Raw genomic sequence first — 20,785 nt, 5'->3', positions numbered from 1 at the left:
TATTTTTCTCCAAGCTATTTTGCTTATTGTTGAACACCTAATTTAATTCCTTGCATGCCAATCATTGGATCTATTTGACCTGAATAAATTAATTCTGAAGTTAAAACGTAATCTTCATCTTTTGGCAAGTCAGTGGTGCTACTTGCAAGATTACTATCTTTTTTTTCATCAACTACCTCTGTATTAGCTTTCTTACCTAGCTGTTCACACAGTTTGGCACTTAAGCCAGTTTTACGGTCATTTCCTGGTGTATTAAAAGCCATTGCGTATGCACGCGGGTCTCCAATTAACACAAGATTTTTCTCCGCTCGGGTAACGGCTGTATATAAAAGATTTCGTTTCAACATGACATAGTTTTGCATGGTCAAGCTTAAAATAACCAAGGGAAATTCAGAACCTTGTGCTTTGTGAATCGTAATCGCATAAGCTCTAGTAAGGTCAAACAGATCTTTCTTACTAAAGTTAATTTCACGTCCATCAAAATCAGCTATCATACACTTTTGCGGATTTTTTTCATCGATGGAGATTATTTTTCCTATTTGTCCATTGTAAATATCTTTTTCAGGGTTATTTTGCAGTTGTAGCACCCTGTCGCCAATTCGAAAAATTTCATCATGAGCTTCGAGAATTTTACTATTAGGTTTGGCTGGATTCATAATTTCCTGAATCACATTATTTAGGTTAGTTACGCCACCAGAACCTTGATACATTGCGCCCAATACTTGAATATCATCCTGATAAAAACCACGTTTAAGAGCACGCTCAACAATTTGACTAACTACGTGATCAACTTCATGTGGCGGACAGGAAATGAAAGAATAGTTCTTAGTTTTATTAAATAATGCGTCTTGATCCTGTCCCTCATTTATATCGTGGGCAAGCGTAATAATACTTGAATCGTCACCCTGACGGTGAATTTGCTTTAGAACAGTTGTTGGAAAAACATCTGCACTAATTAAGTCACTAAAAACATTTCCTGCACCAACTGATGGCAGCTGATCCTTGTCTCCAACAAATACAACGTGTCGTGTTTCAGCTATGCAAGAAACTAGTTCTTTAAAAAGAAACATATCAACCATCGACATTTCATCAATAATTAGAATTTCGCCGTTAAGTTCGTTGAGGTCAAGAGCATCACTATCGCCAATTCCTAGGCCCAGCATGCGGTGAATTGTTTTTGCTGTAATACCAGTTATTTCTTCCATGCGCTTTGCTGCTCGCCCAGTTGGAGCTGCCAGTAAGAATGGCGGATCACTACTATAAAGTGCTGATGCAGGAATATCAGCAAGTTCACGTAAAGCTAACAAGATACCATTAATAATAGTTGTTTTACCGGTTCCGGGTCCACCCGTTAAAATCGATATTGGATTAGTTAAAGCATTTTTTATTGCAAGCTTTTGTGTTTGGTCATATTTAATTTTTAGCTTTTTCTCAGCATTTTTTATAGCTTTGTCGATTGCCTTATCTTCAAAATGCTCACTTTCATCTTTACGATCAACTAAGTTTTTCATCATTAAAGCAATGTCATTTTCTGTTGCATAAATGTTTTGTAATGCAGCATTCTCACCAGAAACCACAATTTTGCCTTCATGCTGCAATTCATTGACTGCATTGGCAATTGGATCAAAATGCTTAAATTGCAATAATTCGCTAGCTGACGTTAGAAGCTGTTCTAACTTGATATAGGTATTTCCAGCTTGGCTAAGCTCATCCATTAGAACCTGAAAAACTGCACCCTTAATTCTGCGGGGATCATCAACCTCTATCCCCAACTTATTTCCTATTTGATCCGCACTTTTAAAAGCATAACCTGTCACTTCTGAAATTGCAGCATAGGGGTCATTTTCTATTTTAGTTAAAGTATCACCATGATAAAGTTGGTAAAGACGTCCAGCAACCTTTTTATTTAAGCCAAATTGGGCAAGCTTTAGAACAATCTCTGAATATGAATCCATTGACTGAACCCCATTTAATAGACTATCCTTTTGCTTCTTAGTTAACGGTAAAACTGAAACTTTTTCAGGTTTTTCTTTTAAAACTGATAATGCATCAACACCTAAAACCGAAATAATAGAGTCTGCTGCCTTTTTACCAATTCCGGGGAATTTATTTGAACTCAAATAGCGCGTTAAACTACCCTTTTCGTGTGGGACTGATTGCTTATAGCTATCGCATCGAAATTGTAAACCAAACTTATTGTGAACAACGAGCTTCCCTTCAAAGCTATAAGTAGTATTTTCTTGAATTTCGCCAAAATTACCAGTTACTTTAATTTCCTCGCGATCATAGTCTTCCAATTTGCCAATGATTGTTACATCAAGGATTTTATATAAATCTTGATCGTTTTCGAAAACGATTCTGTTCACTTTTCCAACAAACTTAGTCATTTTTCTTTTCCGCTTCGTTAACCATTTTTAAAATTGCACCATATTGTTCCTGGGCTTGCTTAAAATATTCAGGATCTTTTTCTTTTGCATTTTTAAGATAACTAGTTGCTTTTTCACGGTCACTATCCAAAATACTAATCCCAAGCATAAAATAAACTTTTGCCGTCCTCTTGTTAGGAGAAATCTTTTCATAACAGGTACGAGCTTCGCTTAATTCACCAAGACTTAGCCAGATATCACCTAGTAATTCTAGAACCTTATCATCAACTTGCTTAATCGTTAACGCATGAGCTAATGCCTTTTGTCCTTGACCAAGTTTTAAAAAAACTAGTGCTTTCTGGTATAAAACTAAATCATCATTAGGAATTTGATTAAGTAAGGTAAGAGACTTATCAAAATCACCTTGCATGTAGTAGCAAACTGCTAAATCATAGTCTAAGTCCTGTGGGTGCTTAACAAGATGTTTAGCTTGCTCAAGAAGTTGAGTTGCTTGAGCAAAACTTCCCTGCTCAATTAATTCTGTCGCTAATTTTAGATAATTTTCTGTTTTTTGTGGATTCTGATCTATTTTTTCGATTAACTTGTGTATACGCTGATTAACTACAGCGTCCTCTTTCATACTTTTACTTTGTTTATCTGTCATAATGCATCAGTTCCTGAAGTATCCCTTTCCAAAAAGCTTGTATCATTCCACACAATTAACTTAAAGGTTGCACCTTGATCAAGTGTTTCCAAAATCGTTAAACTAGTATTACTTAATGGACCATTACACCTAACATCTTTTAATGGGTATCCTAGTAATCCCCCCATAATAGCACCCAAAGCAGCACCATGACTAACGGCAAGCACTTTATCGTCAACACCAGTAAATTGGCTGGCTTTTTCAGTAGCAAAGCTCTTTCCACGCGAAATTACATCTGGATAGTTTTCACCTTGAATGCTTTTACCATCATATTTATCAGGTCTATTCCAGATATCGTCAACCTGTTTAGGAAATTTTGCGCTCGCTTCATCAAACTTTAAGCCTTCCATTAGCCCCATGTCAAATTCACGTAGACGCTCATCTTTTTTGACACTTAAATCCGAAGATATAGCTTTTTTCACGCCATTAGCTGTATCAAAAGCACGTTTTAATGGACTAGAATAGATTCCATTGAAATTAGTTCCTTTTAAGTGATTGCCAAGTTTTTCTATATCATTTAAGCTTTCTACCAACAATGGAGAATCACCATGTGCGCCCTGAAAACGACGCTCCAAATTCCACTCGGTTTTTCCATGCCTTACAAAATAAATCTGCATCTATTACTAGTCCTATTCTTTATTAGCATTACTTTTCTAGTTTATCATTTAATTAATATAAATGAAAAAGCAGAATCAACGGCCTGTAAATATATTTCAGAGTATAAAAAAAGAAAGAACTAAGTCTTTCTTTATAGCTATTCTAAACTAATTGTAATTTCCGCTCTTCCTGGTATGCACAGTCAATGTTGCCACCACCTAGACATTCTTCACCGTTATATAAAACTAGAGCCTGTCCAGGTGTTACTGCACGAGCTGGCTCATCAAAGTAAACAGTAGCTGAATTATTAGCAGCATGATATTTAACAGTAACTGCAACATCAGGCTGGCGATAACGGAACTTTGCACTACAACGAATCTTGAAGTCACGGTCAGGTTGACCAGTGAAAAATGACATGCCGCTTGCTTCAAGCTTAGTAGCGTAAAGCAATTCACTATCATATCCTTGCTCAACAATTAATTCGTTCTTTTTCAAGTCCTTACCAACAACAAACCATGGAGCAGTTGATTGCTTAGTAGAACCTAGACCCAAGCCAGAACGCTGGCCAATAGTATAGTACATTAATCCGGCATGCTCACCGACAACGTTTCCATCAGGTGTGACCATTTTACCAGACTTTGCCGGTAAAAACTCACTTAGAAACTTGCGGAAGTTTCTCTCTCCAATAAAGCAAATTCCAGTGGAGTCCTTCTTTTTTGCGTTAACTAAATTATTTTCAATTGCAATTTCACGTACCTGTGGCTTAGTCAAATTAGCCAATGGAAAAATCACCTTACTGATTTGTTTTTGGCTCAGTTGACTCAAAAAGTAAGTTTGATCTTTATTGCCATCTTTTGGCCGCATCATATGCGTAATGCCATTTTCATCAGTAATCGTTTTTGCATAATGTCCCATTGCAATATAATCTGCATCTAAGTCCATTGCGAAATCCAAAAATGATTTAAATTTAATTTGGCTATTACACATTACGTCTGGATTAGGTGTGCGCCCCTTTTTGTATTCACTTAAAAAATATTCAAAAACACGGTGCCAATATTCTTTTTCAAAATTGATTGAATAATATGGAATACCAATTTGATCAGCTACCTTTTTGACGTCTTCATAATCTTCTGTTGCGGTACAAACACCCGCATCATCAGTGTCATCCCAGTTTTTCATAAAAACGCCAATTACATCATAGCCTTGCTTCTTAAGTAGTAATGCAGAAACAGAGGAATCAACCCCACCACTCATACCTACTACTACTCGACCCTTTTTTGCCAATTAACTCAGTCCTTTACAGCAACAATAATATTTCGCTCTTCTAAGTCTTTTAGAATATAATCTAACAGCTCCACCGTAGGTGCCAATTGTTGGTTTTTAAAAATATTAACCTTCTTAAGACCATTGCGGTCAGTCACAACCATTGTTAAATGACTCATTTCTTTGTCAATCGTCATTTTCAATTTGGTAGGAGCATTATATGGTGAATCATTATAAAGTGGATGTTCGTAATTAAAATTACCTTTAGCCGTTTTAACAAAGCCAGCGTCAATAAGCGCGTACAGCTTCAAGTCAGGACTAAGTGTAAACTTACGCGTATCACCATTAATTTCTACAGTATTTGCCATAATTATACCTCACGCTTACTAATAATAAGTTAAATTAAATTAAAAAGCAACTATTTTTCTTTTTTCTGGACTTTCTGAGCAATTTTCACTAGTTGTTGAGCAAAGCTAGTAATTTCTTCATCAGTCGTATATCTACCAAATGAAATTCTAATTGACTCTAGAACACGCGGAGACTTTTTACCAAAGCATGCGCATAAAACATGTGACGGTTCAAGTGAACCTGCTGTACAAGCTGAGCCACCTGAAACGGCAAAGCCAGCTAAATCAAGATTTGCTTGTAAAAGTGTTGTAGATATACCATCAATACGCAGGTTCAAAATATGATGCGAAACATTTTCACCTAAACCGCCATTAACCTGATAAGCAATTTTTGCTTGATCAAGTTCAGTCAAAATTATTTTTTGGAAGTGATGATACTTTTCTTGCAATTTTTGCTTGTCTACTTCAGCAATTTCGCTTACAGCTTCGCCCAAACCAGCAATTCCAGGAACGTTTTCAGTACCTGCCCGTCGCTTCGTTTCCTGCTCTCCACCATAGACTAATGGTGGTAATTTCACATCAGCTTTTTCATACAAAAAGCCAAGAAACTTTGGGCCATTTATTTTATGAGCAGATGAAGATAGTAAATCGATTTTCATTTTAGCAACATCAATGTCAATGTTTCCTAATCCCTGAACCGCGTCAACATGGAAATATGCGTTACTCTTTGCGACAATTTCACCTATTTCAGCAATCGGATTAATTGTTCCTATTTCATTATTGACTGCCATGATCGAAACTAAAATTGTTTCAGGAGTTAAGTTCTTTTTCAACTCTTCAAGTGAAATATGGCCTGTTTCATCAACATTAAGATAAACTACATCGAAGCCCTCACGTTCAAGTTGCATCATTGGCTGTAAAACAGATGGATGCTCAATCTTAGTAGTTATAATGCGCTTGCCAATATCAGACCTACTATGAGCGGTACCGAAAATTGCCGTATTGTTACTTTCCGAACCACCAGAAGTAAAAATTATCTCGTTATCCTTAGCATTAATTGCTTTAGCAACCTTTGAACGCGCTTGGTCGACTACATGACGCGCTTTTCTTCCCAGCTCATAAGTACTAGAAGCATTACCAAAATCGTTCTTCATTTCTTCAGTAACCACATCAATTACTTTTGGAGACATTGGAGTAGTCGCTGCATTGTCTAAATAAATTTCTTCCATAAGCTATTTCACTTTGTCTAGATAGGCACAAATTAACTTTGCAGCTTTAGCGCCAACTTTTTTGGCAAACTGATCAAAATCTTCGTTTGCATTATCATTTCCATTATCCGAAATCGCACGTAATGCAATAAGAGGTTTAGCAAAATGATAAGCTACTTGAGCAAACGCCGCACCTTCCATTTCAACACCAAGAGCATTAGCAAAATTAAGTTTAATTTCGTCCTTCTGCTTATCAGAACCGATGAAGGAATCACCAGTGACTACTAATCCTTCTTGATACGATACTCCTTCTTTATTTAAGAAGCTAATAAATTCATTTCTAGCAGATGAATCTAGTTCAAATACTGCTGGTTCACCGGGAATTTGTCCCTCTACGTAGTCCCCAGCAAGCGTATTATGAGCATCATGGTAAGCAAAAGAACTAGCTAAAACTAAATCACCTTTATGAACAGTTTGTTGCAAAGAACCTGCCGTTCCCGTCATAAAAATCAAATCAATATCTACGCTGCTCAATAAGCTTGCTAAGTTCATTGCAGCTTGTACTTTACCTATTCCACTCAATCCAATGTAAATTTCATTGCCGTTAACGCAAAAATGCTCGAACTGTGTAGATCCGAACATTTCTGTGCTACCAGAGTGAAAATACTTACGATAATATTCTGCCTCAATTTCCATTGGGACAATAATTGCTATCTTCATTTTCCCCTCGATTATTTATAAATGAAATAACGCTAATAATACCAAAACAATCAATACAATCACAATTAATATTGCAATGTTTAAACGCCTTTTTAGTCTTAAGCCCTTTTCTACCCAAGTCTTAGGCTGAGCTTTCTGCTTATTTTGATACTTGGAATTATTTTCATCACTAGAAGTTTGCGTTTCTCTTTGAGGTTCTCTTATAGTTTTTGAGCTTTGCTCATCATTAAAAGGACGCTCAGTTGAGTCACGTGTAAATTCTGGATTTACATCTACTTCTTCCTCGTTATCAAAAGCCGATTTAATTGTCTTAAAAAAGCTGTTTTTCTTTTTTCGTTGATTCTTTTTTCGATAATCAGATCGCTTTTCAGTCATTTTATTCCTTTGCGCTTGCGCCAGTTAACAACATGTTTTCCCAAACACTCATTGCGTACAACGTTTTTGCGTCAACAAGTTTACCTTGAGCAAAAAGACGCTTTAGTTCTTCCAAATTATACCAGTGACTAGTCAAAAATTCATCTGAATCTAATGGTCTTTTATCATCAAGCTTTGTCAAAGTGTCACAATAAAATAAATGTAGTTTCTCATCAGTAAAGCCAGGTGAAGAATAAAATTCGGTAATTTTTTCCCAATAATCGGCATGATAACCGCCTTCTTCATTCAGCTCGCGTTTCATTGCATCCAATGGACTCGCATCGGTCTCATCAATTAAACCAGCTGGAATTTCCAAGGTTAATTCTTTAATTGGTTCGCGCCATTGTTCAACTAGCAGCATTTCTTGCTTATCATTTACTGCAATCGCTGCAGCAGCAGGTTGATGTTTGACTACTTCTCTTGTTGCAGTTTCACCATTAGGCAATTTAATTGTTCTAACAGAGAGATCAACAATTCGCCCCGAAAAAATCTGTTTTGAAGAAATTTCAGTTTCTGTTAAATCCATTTATTCACTTTCCTATTAATTAGCTAGATATACATTCACACATTGCAAGCCATTTTTTCCTTGAGCAAGTTGGTATTTGACTTTTTGACCAACTTGAAGACGACGATATCCTTCTTCTTTAATTGCAGTGTAAAAAACAAAATAAGATTTGTGGTTTTCGTCATCTTCAATGAATCCAAAACTACTTTTTGGATCAAATTGCTTTACTGTACCTAAACGCATTATTCTTCTAGTCCTTCTTGAGCTGTTTCTGGATAATCAGCCTTGACTATCTCAGCACAGCGTCCACAAAGCATTGGAAGGTCGTTATCCTGCCCAATGTCATTTCTAATCATTCGGCATCGTGGACAAACTTCACCCTCAGCTCGTTCAACAATGAAAGCACCATTTTGTAGTTTCTCAGCATTTTCAGGAGCCGGACCATCAGCGATAGTTAATTTAGAGACAATTAAAATCTGTCTGAAATTGGCATCTAGTGAATCTAAAACCGATTTCATTTCTTCAGTAGGATAAATCGTCACAGCTGCCTCAAATGATTTACCAATTAGCTTCTTGTCACGTGCTTCTTCTAGGACCTTTAAGACATCATCTCTTAATGACATGAACTTTTGCCATTTAACAAGTAGTTCTTCACTATTTTCATATTCTTCAACTTCAGGCATATTCGTCAGTTGGATGTAGTCTTCTTTTTCTTTTAAGAATGACCAGATTTCTTCCATTGTGTGCGGAAGGATAGGTGTCAAAACCTTGGCTAATTTAACCGCAGCATCGTAAATGACCGTTTGCATTGAACGTCTTGCATGACTATTCTTGCCTTCAATGTATAAAACATCTTTTGCAAAGTCCAAGTAAAATGCTGATAAATCGTTAGAAATAAATGAAAAGATCTTTTTATAGACGTTATTGAAATCATATTTTTCATAACTTTCCAAACAGGTCTTAACAAGTTCATTCAAACGAACTTCAAGATATTGATCAATCGAATTAAGATCTTCATATGCAATACGGTCTTTTTCTGGATCAAAATCTGAAGTGTTAGCCAACATATAACGGAAAGTGTTTCTAATTTTACGGTAGCTTTCAGAAGTTTGCTGCAAAATGTCTTGGGAAACTGCTACATCTGAAGTTGCATCAACTGAAGCAACCCATAAACGAATTATCTCAGCACCCATCTTTTTAATTATATCGTTTGGTGCAATGATGTTACCAAGCGATTTAGACATTTTATGACCTTTATCATCTAAAACGAACCCTTGAGATAGGATGTTGCGATATGGGGCCTGACCAGTTGTTGCAACTGAAGTAATCAAACTAGAATTGAACCAACCACGATATTGATCACTCCCCTCAAGGTACATGTCTGCTGGAAAACGTAAATCTTCTCTTGCAGCCATTACTGCTCGATGTGAAGACCCAGAATCAAACCAAACATCTAAAATATCTGTTTCTTTTCTGAATTCTCCATTAGGAGAATGTGGAGAAGTAAATCCATCTGGCAAAAGTTCTTTAGCAGTGCGTTTATACCAAGCATTCGAACCTTCCTTGGCAAAAATTTGCGCAATGTGTTCAATTGTTTCTGGAGTAACAATTGGAGTATCATCTTCTGCGTAAAAAATTGGTAGAGGAACACCCCAAGCACGTTGACGTGAAATTACCCAGTCGCCACGATCTTTGATCATGTTGTGCAAACGAACTTTACCCCATTCTGGCATAAAGTTAACCTGATCAATTTGTTCAAGAATTTGTTTACGACATTTTTCGATTGATGCAAACCATTGGGTTGTTGCACGATAGATAACTGGCTTCTTAGTTCTCCAGTCATGTGGATATGAGTGCGTGAAAAAGCTTAGTTTCAATAAGTTACCAGACTGCTTTAATTTTTCGCTGACAACTTTATTAGCATCGTCATAAAACATGCCGACTAATTCAGGGTCGGGAACTTCATCGGTATAGCAACCCTTATTATCCAAGGGACTAAAGACAGGTAAATCATAGCGTTGAGCAACATTATAGTCGTCTTCACCAAAGCCAGAAGCAGTGTGAACTAAACCAGTACCGTCAGCAGCAGTAACATGCATCGCATTCATTACCAAAACACCTTGTCCATATAGTGGATGTGAAGCAAGCATGCGATCCATCTCAGAACCTTTTACGTGTTGTACAACTTCATAATTTTCCCAATCAAGCGCTTCTGCTACTGCTTCAAGTCGATCAGTACCTACCACATATCTCTTATCGCCAACTTTGACTACTGAATAGTCAAAGCCTGGGTTAACTGTAATCCCTTGATTAGCCGGTATAGTCCAAGGTGTTGTAGTCCAGATTACGAAATAAGTATCCTTTGGGTCAATGATGCCCTTACCATCCTTAACAGGAAAAGCAACATAAATTGAAGGAGACTTTACATCATGATATTCAACCTCGGCTTCAGCCAACGTTGACTCACTAGAAGGTGACCAGTAGACCGGCTTCTTACCCTTGTAAATGTATCCTTGTTCATACATTTTACCAAACACACGAATTTCTTCTGCTTCGTATTCAGGTTGTAAAGTAATGTATGGATGATCCCAGTCACCCATCACTCCTAAACGCTTAAAATCAGCTTTTTGTTTACTGATTTCTTTTTTAGCGTAGTCTTCACACAATTGACGGTATTCCGCACGATTCATTTTTTTACGGTCAACGCCTTGTTTTGCTAATTGTTGCTCAATTGGCAACCCGTGTGTATCCCATCCGGGAACGTAAGGTGCGTAATAGCCATCCATATTTTTAAAGCGAACAATAATATCTTTAGAAATCTTGTTTAACGCATGTCCCATGTGAATATTACCATTGGCAAATGGAGGACCATCATGCAAGTCAAAACGAGGTTTACCCTCATTTAGTTTTAGTCTTTGTTCATATAATTTATTTTCATCCCATTCTTTTTGCCATTCTGCTTCTCTAACGGGAAGATTTCCACGCATTTTAAATTTAGTTTTTCCTAAATTTAGCGTATCCTTTACTCTCATTATTTATTCCTTTCTGCAAAAAAACCTCGTCCTAATTAGGGCGAGGTTTAATATCGTGGTACCACCTAAATTGAGCCAATTAAGCTCCACTTAAAGATTGCGTAACGTGCAATTGACGAAATAAACTGTATCGCGATAGCTGATCAACCATCAAGCACTTAATACTAGTCTCACACCACCACTAGATCGCTGAATTGTCTGTCGGTTTTACTATCCGTTTATTAATCCCTTTTTTTATAATCCTCTGGAAAAACGATTGAAGTGCCTGAAACTTGTACTTCAGGTCCCTCCTCATTATTCAGATCAATTGTTTCAGAATTTGAACTATCACCAGCCATTGGCTGTGGATCATCTTCTTCATCAAAGTTTACTTCATAGTTATCATCTTTGTCAACTATTCCCGTATCCTCTTCATCGTCATCTTCATCAACAATTTCTTCTTCATCGGTTAAAGTAATTGGCTCTGCACCGTCTGGTGGATAAAAACGCTCTGTGCCAAAGTACTTATCAAGCGCCTTTTGCCAATCATCGTCATTGAGATTTTCAATTGCCTTTTGAAGCAAATCTTGAATATATGTACGATAACCAGCGACCTCTTTCTTAACTCGCTCGTAATCATCTTTGATCGTATCCAATTGCTGCTTTTGGTAGTCAACATCTACTCTTGCTTGAGTAGTTTCGTTATGCGCTTGCTCTGTTGCCGTATTGATAATCTCTTGTGCACGAACATGTGCATCAGCAAGTTGATGCTTAGCTGCTTCTTCGTTCTGCTCATATTTCGTAACTTTAGCTTGTAAGTCATTAACTTGCGTTTTTAGCCGAGCTACTTCATTTTTTAAATCAATTGTTTCATCAAGTGCATCACCATAGTCATCCACAACATGATCTAAAAAAGAATCAACTTCGCGACGATCATAGCCACTAAGTCCACGTTTTTTAAATTCCTCATTGTGAATATCCATTGGCGTTAATTTCTTTGTTTGTGTTTTTTTGTCTGCCAAAGTCTCAGCACCACCTTGTATTTGCCTTTTCTCGTTGTTCTAATATCCTCAACTTTGCATCGACCAAAATGCCTTAAGCTGAGAACATCATCTACTTTTACTATTATATTAGAATCTTTGATACCATGCCAATTTAATTTAACCAAATTTGTCGAAATACTATTTTGAATTTGGCTACGGCTTTGGTTACTAATTCCTGATAAAATTGCATCAACACGAAGTGAAGTTACAACAATCGAAGTTTCACTACTATCATCTTCTGGGACTATGACATTTCTAAAGTCTATAGGTTCAACTTTAACTTTGACTCGCCCTATTCTAGTAATTTCTTTTTGAAAAAAATCAGTTAGTTCACTTTTTCCAAAAAACTGCCACTGCCCATTTCCGTCAGTAATAATATCACCAAATGTTTCAGTCTCAATTCCTGAATTAGCTAAGCTACCCAGAATGGCACTATGAGTTAATTTTTCAAACTTATTCGGATAGTTAATTGAAAATGCAGTTACACCATAATCCGATAAATCAAAATTAGTCCAGTCTACAGTTAGATAAACTCTTTTCTTCTCAGCAGCTTGGTAACCACCAAAATCCTGCATAAAAAGATCATTTCCTGCAATTGTGCGTAAAATATCTCTTTGAGCAGGATCCAAGAACTCAGTAAGCAATGGTTGCTGTTTAAAAACCACACTATTGAAAAAACCGGTCATTTTATCAATGACCGATTTTTCTTCAACGTCAAAATAAGGATAAAATTTACTTGCTTGTCTCTTTTCCATTATGCAAAGATCCTAAACAAAATATCGCATAGCCATCCTATAGCATATTCCTGCACAAAGTACAGTAATAATAAGGCTAAAAGAAATGAAAAATCTATACCAGTAGAATTTGATAACTGTTCGATTGGTCCTTTACGAAAAATACTCACATATGGATCAATGATGCGATTAATTATTTGCCCAATTGCTGAATCACGTAAAAAAGGTACCCAACTCATGATTGCATCAATAACCATCACAATACTGTATAACCAAATAATCCAATTTAGAATATTTTGTATATAATAAATTGCTACAAGCATTAACTTAAATTATCTTTCTTATCGACTAAATCGCTGATTTTTCCATTAGTTACGAATTTAGGTGGTGTAGCTAAAAAGATCTTATCACCAATGCGTTGAATTTCACCATTTAGGGCATAAACCGTCCCTGTAATAAAATCAACAATTCGTCTTGAAGAAGCATCTTCCATACGACTAAAATTGATTATTACAGCTTTGTTATTTAATAAATTTTGGGCTACATCTTTAGCATCTGAATATACACGAGGTTCATACAAAACGATCTTGCTTTTAGCAGAATTATTCCCAGACTTAATAGAAACTACCTTGTCATGATCAATTGCACCGACAGGAATACTGTTTTCATTTTCTTCCTGCTCATCAAGATATTCTTCGTTATCTAACATCTCGTCTTCATCATCAGAGACGCCAAAAAATTTACCTATTTTACTAAAAGCCATTTCTTTTACCTCCTATTAGTTTTCGCCACGGTGTCTAAAGAATGGAATGTCATCTGTATCGTCATCATCAAAAGCATTAGTTTCAATCTGAGAAATATTGCTTTGATCATCATCAAATGAACTTGGCTGTTCATTTTGCTCAACCTCGCTTGGAGTTGAACGACGATTAACTTGATCATCATTATCTAAACCCCAAACGCTTGTTGGATCAACCATTGTTCGATGCTTAGGTGCAGGTTCAACATCAGAAGCTTGATCAACAACTTGCGCTTCGCCAACTGGTTCAGCAACATTTTGGTTAGCTGGTTGGCTAGGTGCTTGCTTGTTCTGATTTGCCTTGACCTGATGACTTTGACCAGGTAATTGCTTTGAAGCCTCTTCTTCAGCCAAAGAGCTAATTCCAGTCGCAATTACAGTAACAACAACTTCATCGCCTAAGTTAGGGTTAATAGATGTACCAAAGATAATATTGACGTCATCGCCAGCAGCCTTTGAAACAATTTCAGAAGCATCTTGAGCTTCAAATAATGTTAAGTCTGGTCCACCAGTAATGTTTAGTAAGACTTGTTTTGCACCATCAATTGAAACTTCAAGAAGTGGTGAAGAAATTGCCAATTTTGTAGCTTCAACAGTTCTGTTTTCACCACTAGCACGTCCGATTCCCATCAAGGCAGCACCTTGATTTGCCATTACAGTTTTAACATCCGCAAAGTCTAAGTTTACGTAGTCAGTAGAAGTAATTAAATCAGAAATCCCCTGAACACCTTGCTTCAAGACATTATCAGCCTCTTTGAAAGCATCCATCATTGGGGTCTTCTTATCAACCATTTCCAGTAAGCGGTTATTAGCAATAATAACTAACGTATCAACATATTGCTTTAATTGGGCGATTCCTTCAGTTGCATTTTTCGAACGCTTAGGTCCTTCAAATGTAAATGGTCTAGTAACAACACCAACTGTTAATGCTCCCGTTTCACGAGCAATTTTAGCAACAACAGGAGCTGCACCAGTACCTGTACCACCACCCATTCCGGCAGTGATAAAAATCATGTCAGCACCCTTAAGTGCATCTTCTATTGTTTGCTCACTTTCTTCAGCAGCCTTTTGACCAACCTCAGGATGAGAGCCTGCTCCTAATCCTCTCGTTAATTTTGGCCCAAGCTGAATTTTAGTTTCTGCTTTATTACTATTTAATGCTTGAACATCTGTGTTAGCAGCAACAAAGGAAACCCCTTGAACGCCGTCATCGATCATTCGATTAACAGCATTACCACCAGCGCCACCGACACCAATCACTTTGATGACAGCATTTTTATTGTCGTCTGAATCGAATGTGAAATCCATCTAATTAACCACCCTTTAATCAAAGAATTTTTTAAAGAAATTCTTTATTCCTTTTTCTTTATTTTGCGTATCTTTATTTGATTTACTTTGCGTTCTTCGTTCCCGCTTCAGTAACTCAGTTCTATTATATTCTTCTTTACCCTTTGTTTCATTACCGGTACCTGTTCTTTTTGAATTTTTATTATTTTTTTCAGGTAGCTCAGTTTTTTCTCCAAGTGTATTCTTGCCATAAATTGCACTTATTACCAAAAAGTCAATATCAGACATCCTATATGCATAATTGACAATACCATATGCAGCTGAATAAACAGGATTACGCATCCCAATTTGATCCGGTTGATAAATACGGGTTTTAATATTTAATTTTGTTGCAATAATATCATCAATTCCCTGTAGTAAACTGCTACCACCAGTAATAATAACACCACCAGGAAGTTTTAAAGCATCATGCTTAATTAAGCCCTTCTCAATCCGGTTAACTATTTGCATAATACGCGCATTAATAATCTGACTTAAGTAAACTTCATCTACCATCTGTTGCCCATTTGAGCCAACACTATTAATGGCAAACTTATTCTTCTCCGAAGCAAGCTTAGGCTCAGCATAACCGTAGTCAAGTTTAAGTTGCTCGGCATCTTTTTTGGAGGTACTTAAGACGGTTGAAATATCATTTGTAATGTCGCTACCGCCTTCAAAGTCAATATTTGCATATTTAATCTGACCATTATGAATAACAGTTGCAGTAGTTATGCCACCGCCCAAATCTAAAATAATAGAGCCAAATGTCCGTTCACTTTCATTTAAAGCAACACTTGCAATTGCTAGTGGCGTTGGAATAAAGAAATTATTTTGATAGCCTGCACGTTCAATTGCTTTTTTTATATTGTGCAATGGACTTGCAGGAGCAGTTAGTACTATACCTTGGACAGCCAACGAGTGGGCAATCATCTTTCGTGGATCGTCAACTTCATTTTTGCCATCAATTAAAAAACGGCTCGGTAAAAAAGCAATCGGTTCACGTTCACTTTTTACAGCAGACCTAATTGCAGCTCTTACGACGCGCCTAACATCATTATTGCCAACTTCTTGGCCATTATCACTAACATTGATTAAATCACTTGCAGTTTCTAGCTGTAGCATTCCAACTGGAATACCAGTTACAACCCGATAAATGTTAGCATTTGTCTTTTTACTTATTTCTTTTAGCGCATAACTGATTGCACTTGCGGTCTCATCAATATCAACGATACTACCGTGACGCATTCCCTTATTTGGAACTGCAACAGCTCCAATAACTTTTCCGGAATCAGCTACAACTGCTTTTACACTTGTAGTACCTATATCAAGTCCCACCAGTAAATTTGTGTTGTCCAAGATTAACCCCCCGTCGATGCCTTTTTGAAAATTTTAACATAAAACAATTACAAATACAGCTTATATTAAGCCATAAGCTCGCTTTTCGCTTGATGTCAGTGGGCGACTATATGCACCTACTTCTAAGTCAATCAAGCTATTTTTCTTTACTTTATTCTTTATTTCATTATAGTACTTTAATTTACTTTTGATTGTAGAAATGTTGCCAATTACTACATTTCCATCTTTCATTACAAAGATGACCTGCGATTTCCGACGGGTATTTCCACTCAATAGCTTAATTTGATCCTGGAATTCTTCAGGCAAACTATTAAATAACTGTAAATTGTTTTTTAATGAAACTTCATGGTTGTAACCAATAAAAACTGGCTTATCTTGATCTATTTTATTCCAAGAAATAAGCTGTGTACCTAGTTTACCATTTGATAGGATTTTACAATAGCCTTTTTCTTTTTTTATATAACCAATTGTTTTAAATTCAACGATATTTAAATTTAATTGATTGAAATGTTTTACTTTTATATCAACACTCTTAACTTCTGTGTATCTATTAGCTAGATCTTCATCTACATCATTCCAGTGTAGCAAATAGTCGATTACTCTATCGCTTGCCCTAATATCAGCAGTTTTAACCACTTCTTTAGCAGGTAAATCATCCGCTCCCTCAACCCTAACACTGCGAACATTTGCTAAGGGTGAAATGTAGTAGCCAAGGCAAATTAAGCAAATTATTGAGATAGTTATGATTAAGCCGAGCCTTTTAACCAACGCAGACTTACGCTCACTATGCAAATTTGAAAGTGAAGCAGAAATTTTGTTTTGGCTTTTTCTTTTTTTCTGATTAGATTGATGGTCTAAGTAGTGCGATAATTTTTCTTCCGGATCAATCTTAGTTATGCGTTTCTTGGTCAACTACCTCACCTGCTTTTATTTTTTGGCTATTTCTTCCATTACTTTAATAACCTGATCTGATGCATCTGGTACACCCAATTTCTTAGACGCTGCACTCATTTCATCAGCATATTTCTGATCTAGTAAAATATGATCAATCGAGGAAATAAAATTGTTAGGATTCAAATCATCTTCAGCAATAACTGTTGCTGCCCCAGCCTTTTCAAGATCAAGAGCGTTTTTCATTTGATGATTATGGGTAACATTGGGACTAGGAATCAAAATTGCTGGCACGCCCAATGCAGTAAATTCTGCAATACTCGTTGCACCTGATCTTGAAACAACGCAAGTCATCTTGGGTAAAAGAGCTGGCATGTCCTCAACATAAGCCAGTACTTTGATGCTTGGACCATAGTTAAAGTCGGCTAACTTCTTTTGAATTTCATCATAGTAGTATGTACCTGTCACCCAGATCACTTGATACGGTTTTTTCATTAACTTGGTCAGTGATTTCAGCATAATCCGATTCAGAGCTAGTGCGCCCCTAGAACCACCGAAAACCAGTACTGTCGGTGTATCAGGATTAAGTGCTAATTTACTTTGCAAGTCAACTTTTGTAGAAGCAAGGCCTAACACCTGTTGTGAACGAGGGTTTCCAGTTTTTACCAGTTTTTTCTTTTCGGTAAACTGAGCAGCTGCATCATCAAAGGTATAACAAATTTTATCAACATAATGACCCAAAAACTTATTTGCGACACCAACAACTGAATTAGATTCATGAATCATCGTAGGAATATTCATTTTAGCAGCAGCGTAGACCATTGCTCCGCTTACATAGCCACCCGTACCTACAACAACATCTGGCTTAAAATCAGCAATTATTGTTCTGGCTTTTTTGGTTGCCTTAATAAATAGGTTAACCGTTGTAAAGTTACTTAGTAAGTGCTTTCTAGTAAACCCCTGCAATTCAAGTGTTTTAAAGTTTACTCCAGCAGCAGGAACGATTTTTGCTTCGAGCCCTTTTTGCGTTCCGACAAACAGAATTTCGTCATCAGTTGCTAGATCACGCTCTTTAAGTCGTTCTATCAATGCCATTATTGGATAAATGTGGCCACCCGTGCCACCACCTGTAAAAATAATTCTCATTTTATTTAGTTTTCAGTTCCTTAACAAAATTTATAAAATAGTCGCCACGTTCTTCAAAAGTACGGAATTGATCCCACGATGCACATGCTGGTGAAAATAGTAAAACATCGCCCGGTTGGGTTAACTCATAGGCTTTGGGCACCGCCTCTTGTAAGCTGTTTTCAATCACAATATCAGTGATACCAGCCTTACGAGCAGCGTCTGCTAACAAGAATCTTGTTTCACCATAAAGAACAACTGCTTTTACGTGCTTTTTTAGTAATGGTACCAAGTCATCAAATGTAAATCCACGATCTAAACCTCCTGCAATCAAAACTTCTGGTTCTTGAAAAGATGGGATAGCAACTGATGCAGCCTCTATATTAGTGGATTTAGAATCATTATAAATCTTTCGACCATCAAGTGTCATGACATACTGTAAGCGGTGTTTAGCACCGGTAAAAGTTGCTAAGACTGCTTGAATGTCTTCATTTTCTGCCCCCATGATCTTAGCGATAGCAATTGCCACTAAGGCATTTTGTTGGTTATGGATTCCTGGCAGTTTCATTTGCTTAGTTGCCATAATCTTTTCGTTTTGATCTTGTAAATATCCGTCAGCAATAAAGTAATCTGCTGTTTGATCTTTTTCTGAAAAAGTTTGTATTTTTGCCTTGGTAATTGCCTTTTCTTTTTCTAAGATAGCTTTTTGATCAAAATTAGCTAAAAAATAGTTATCTGCTGATTGTGTCTTTGTAACATTTAACTTAGCAGCCACGTAATTGGCAAAGGTTTTATGATAATCAAGGTGAACATTATCATAAATGTCAATAATTGCTGCAACGCGTGGATTTATATCAGTCACACCCATCAATTGGAAGCTTGACATTTCAACAACCAGAACATCATCCTTCGTAGCCTCAGTAACAACTTCTGCAATTGGTCGTCCAATATTGCCTACCGCGTATGCATGATGTCCAGTTTTTACTAAATGATGCTCCAAAATTTGTTGAGTCAACATTACCGTTGTTGTTTTACCATTAGAACCGGTAACACAGACATATGGAGCATCACTAACACTTAAAGCAACCTCCGGCTCGGTGATAATTGGTAAGTCTAGTTTGGTTGCTTCCTTTACCATTGGGTTGTCATATGGAATACCTGGATTTTTAACCAAATAATCAAAGTGCTCTTTTGAAAGCAAATCAACTGGATGTTGACCACCAATAACCCTTACACCAAGCTTTTTTAATTCTTGTGCATGAGGATTTTGATCGAGATTAGCCTTATCGTTTAAAGTTAATTTTGCACCAAGCTTAAGCAACAACTCACTTACAGCAAAGCCGCTTTTTCCTAATCCTAAGACTAAAATATTTTTATTCTTATATGTCTCAATCTGCCTCATTTTGTTTTATCCCCAAATAACTAAATATAAAATACTGCCAATTAAACCAGTTAGCCAGAAAATAATATCAACTTTCCATTCGGAATAACCTAACATTTCAAAATGATGATGAATAGGTGTCATTTTGAAAATTCTCTTACCCGTTGTTTGGAAAGAAATCACTTGTAAGATTACACTAGCTGTTTCACAGACAAATACGATTCCAACTAGTAACAATGACCATGGTCTATTTAAAAAGATACTTACGGCAGCTAAACCACCACCTAGGGCAAGTGAACCAGCGTCACCCATAAAAATCTTGGCTGGTTTGTGGTTGAAAATGAAGAAAGAAATAAGTCCACCAATTACACTCATACAAAAAATTAGTACGGCAAAGTTCTTTTGCTTTAATGCTAAATATGCGTACGTCCCGTATGCAATGATTGATAAACCAGTAGCTAAACCGTCTAACCCATCAGACAGGTTAACTGCGTTTGAAAAGCCAACCAACCAGAAAATAACAAAGATTGTAAACAAAATTGCGCTTGTCACAATGCCGATAAATGGAATATAAAGACCAAATTTGAAGTTATCAGTTGCTGCAATTAGCACAATTAAAGCTGCAATTAGGATCTGCAATGTGAACTTTTGCCAAGCCTTTAAACCCAAGTTTCGCTTATAAAACAGTTTAATTCCATCATCTAGAAAGCCAATAATGCCATAACCTAATAAACTAATTACCAAAATCCAAATTAATTTATTCAAGTGGTTTTGCCAAGCAGCTACCCATATTGTTGAAATAACAGCGGAAAGCACAAAGATGACACCACCCATTGTAGGCGTCCCCGATTTTTTCTCATGCCATTTAGGGCCTTCATCACGAATTTCTTGTCCTTCATGGTGGCTTCTCATGAAAATAATCATCCATGGAAGAAAAATTCCTGTTAATGCTAACGAACTAACTAATGCAATAATGCTAATGATAAGCATAAAAAT

21 protein-coding genes are annotated in these 20,785 nt (G+C 36.7%); all 21 read right to left on the bottom strand.

Annotated features, from left to right (window positions below; genetic code table 11):
* Positions 1-23: 23 nt before the first annotated feature.
* Complete coding sequence (locus H3R25_RS02080) at positions 24-2,387, bottom strand: ATP-dependent RecD-like DNA helicase (protein ID WP_187157872.1); 2,364 nt, start codon at positions 2,385-2,387, stop codon at positions 24-26.
* Positions 2,380-3,030, bottom strand: coding sequence for a lipopolysaccharide assembly protein LapB (locus H3R25_RS02075; RefSeq protein WP_074425444.1), 651 nt, complete (start codon positions 3,028-3,030; stop codon positions 2,380-2,382). Before H3R25_RS02075 ends, H3R25_RS02080 begins: the two co-directional genes overlap by 8 nt.
* Positions 3,027-3,686, bottom strand: coding sequence for a histidine phosphatase family protein (locus H3R25_RS02070; RefSeq protein WP_187157871.1), 660 nt, complete (start codon positions 3,684-3,686; stop codon positions 3,027-3,029). Before H3R25_RS02070 ends, H3R25_RS02075 begins: the two co-directional genes overlap by 4 nt.
* A 142-nt stretch (positions 3,687-3,828) precedes the next feature.
* Complete coding sequence (mnmA, locus tag H3R25_RS02065; protein WP_255527077.1) at positions 3,829-4,950, bottom strand: tRNA 2-thiouridine(34) synthase MnmA; 1,122 nt, start codon at positions 4,948-4,950, stop codon at positions 3,829-3,831.
* Between the two features lie 5 nt (positions 4,951-4,955).
* Positions 4,956-5,297, bottom strand: coding sequence for a DUF1831 domain-containing protein (locus H3R25_RS02060; protein ID WP_046306739.1), 342 nt, complete (start codon positions 5,295-5,297; stop codon positions 4,956-4,958).
* Between the two features lie 50 nt (positions 5,298-5,347).
* Positions 5,348-6,505 (bottom strand): cysteine desulfurase family protein, encoded by a 1,158-nt coding sequence (locus tag H3R25_RS02055; RefSeq protein WP_187157870.1) that lies wholly within the window; start codon positions 6,503-6,505, stop codon positions 5,348-5,350.
* 3 nt (positions 6,506-6,508) lie between these two features.
* Positions 6,509-7,204, bottom strand: coding sequence for a 5'-methylthioadenosine/adenosylhomocysteine nucleosidase (locus H3R25_RS02050; RefSeq protein ID WP_109715422.1), 696 nt, complete (start codon positions 7,202-7,204; stop codon positions 6,509-6,511).
* A gap of 15 nt (positions 7,205-7,219) precedes the next feature.
* The gene (locus H3R25_RS02045; protein WP_074425448.1) at positions 7,220-7,579 is read right to left on the bottom strand and encodes a hypothetical protein; all 360 of its coding nucleotides are present in this window, start codon (positions 7,577-7,579) and stop codon (positions 7,220-7,222) included.
* Position 7,580: 1 nt separating this feature from the next.
* Positions 7,581-8,144, bottom strand: a complete 564-nt coding sequence (locus H3R25_RS02040) for an NUDIX hydrolase (protein WP_046306730.1) — start codon at positions 8,142-8,144, stop codon at positions 7,581-7,583.
* 15 nt (positions 8,145-8,159) lie between these two features.
* Positions 8,160-8,366, bottom strand: a complete 207-nt coding sequence (locus H3R25_RS02035; protein ID WP_046306729.1) for a cold-shock protein — start codon at positions 8,364-8,366, stop codon at positions 8,160-8,162.
* Positions 8,366-11,155: an isoleucine--tRNA ligase gene (ileS, locus tag H3R25_RS02030; RefSeq protein WP_198194154.1), complete on the bottom strand. Its 2,790-nt coding sequence runs from the start codon at positions 11,153-11,155 to the stop codon at positions 8,366-8,368. The genes H3R25_RS02035 and ileS overlap by 1 nt, the downstream gene beginning before the upstream one ends.
* A 221-nt stretch (positions 11,156-11,376) precedes the next feature.
* Positions 11,377-12,156, bottom strand: coding sequence for a DivIVA domain-containing protein (locus tag H3R25_RS02025; protein WP_198194152.1), 780 nt, complete (start codon positions 12,154-12,156; stop codon positions 11,377-11,379).
* On the bottom strand, positions 12,123-12,932 hold the full coding sequence (locus tag H3R25_RS02020) for an RNA-binding protein (RefSeq protein ID WP_122035021.1): 810 nt from the start codon (positions 12,930-12,932) through the stop codon (positions 12,123-12,125). The genes H3R25_RS02025 and H3R25_RS02020 overlap by 34 nt, the downstream gene beginning before the upstream one ends.
* Positions 12,932-13,234, bottom strand: coding sequence for a YggT family protein (locus H3R25_RS02015; protein ID WP_122035019.1), 303 nt, complete (start codon positions 13,232-13,234; stop codon positions 12,932-12,934). Before H3R25_RS02015 ends, H3R25_RS02020 begins: the two co-directional genes overlap by 1 nt.
* Entirely contained in the window at positions 13,234-13,674 is a 441-nt protein-coding gene (locus H3R25_RS02010) for a cell division protein SepF (RefSeq protein WP_187157865.1), read from the bottom strand. Before H3R25_RS02010 ends, H3R25_RS02015 begins: the two co-directional genes overlap by 1 nt.
* Positions 13,675-13,689: 15 nt before the next feature.
* The gene (gene ftsZ, locus H3R25_RS02005) at positions 13,690-15,018 is read right to left on the bottom strand and encodes a cell division protein FtsZ (protein ID WP_187157864.1); all 1,329 of its coding nucleotides are present in this window, start codon (positions 15,016-15,018) and stop codon (positions 13,690-13,692) included.
* A 15-nt stretch (positions 15,019-15,033) separates the two neighbouring features.
* Positions 15,034-16,392 carry a cell division protein FtsA gene (gene ftsA, locus H3R25_RS02000; protein ID WP_187157863.1) on the bottom strand — a complete coding sequence of 453 codons (1,359 nt, stop codon included), beginning with the start codon at positions 16,390-16,392 and terminating at the stop codon, positions 15,034-15,036.
* A 60-nt stretch (positions 16,393-16,452) separates the two neighbouring features.
* Positions 16,453-17,304: a cell division protein FtsQ/DivIB gene (locus H3R25_RS01995; RefSeq protein ID WP_198188819.1), complete on the bottom strand. Its 852-nt coding sequence runs from the start codon at positions 17,302-17,304 to the stop codon at positions 16,453-16,455.
* Between the two features lie 15 nt (positions 17,305-17,319).
* Positions 17,320-18,429, bottom strand: coding sequence for an undecaprenyldiphospho-muramoylpentapeptide beta-N-acetylglucosaminyltransferase (gene murG / locus H3R25_RS01990; protein WP_198194150.1), 1,110 nt, complete (start codon positions 18,427-18,429; stop codon positions 17,320-17,322).
* Position 18,430: 1 nt separating this feature from the next.
* Positions 18,431-19,810, bottom strand: coding sequence for a UDP-N-acetylmuramoyl-L-alanine--D-glutamate ligase (gene murD, locus H3R25_RS01985; protein WP_198194148.1), 1,380 nt, complete (start codon positions 19,808-19,810; stop codon positions 18,431-18,433).
* A gap of 6 nt (positions 19,811-19,816) precedes the next feature.
* Positions 19,817-20,779, bottom strand: coding sequence for a phospho-N-acetylmuramoyl-pentapeptide-transferase (gene mraY / locus H3R25_RS01980; RefSeq protein ID WP_232354531.1), 963 nt, complete (start codon positions 20,777-20,779; stop codon positions 19,817-19,819).
* Between the last annotated feature and the right edge of the window lie 6 nt (positions 20,780-20,785).

It is taken from the genome of Lactobacillus sp. M0390, assembly GCF_016102085.1.
In the GTDB taxonomy this organism is placed as follows: Bacteria; Bacillota; Bacilli; order Lactobacillales; family Lactobacillaceae; genus Lactobacillus; species Lactobacillus apis.
The sequence above is the reverse complement of the archived record's forward strand: the minus strand, read 5'-3'. Positions and strand labels throughout refer to the sequence as shown.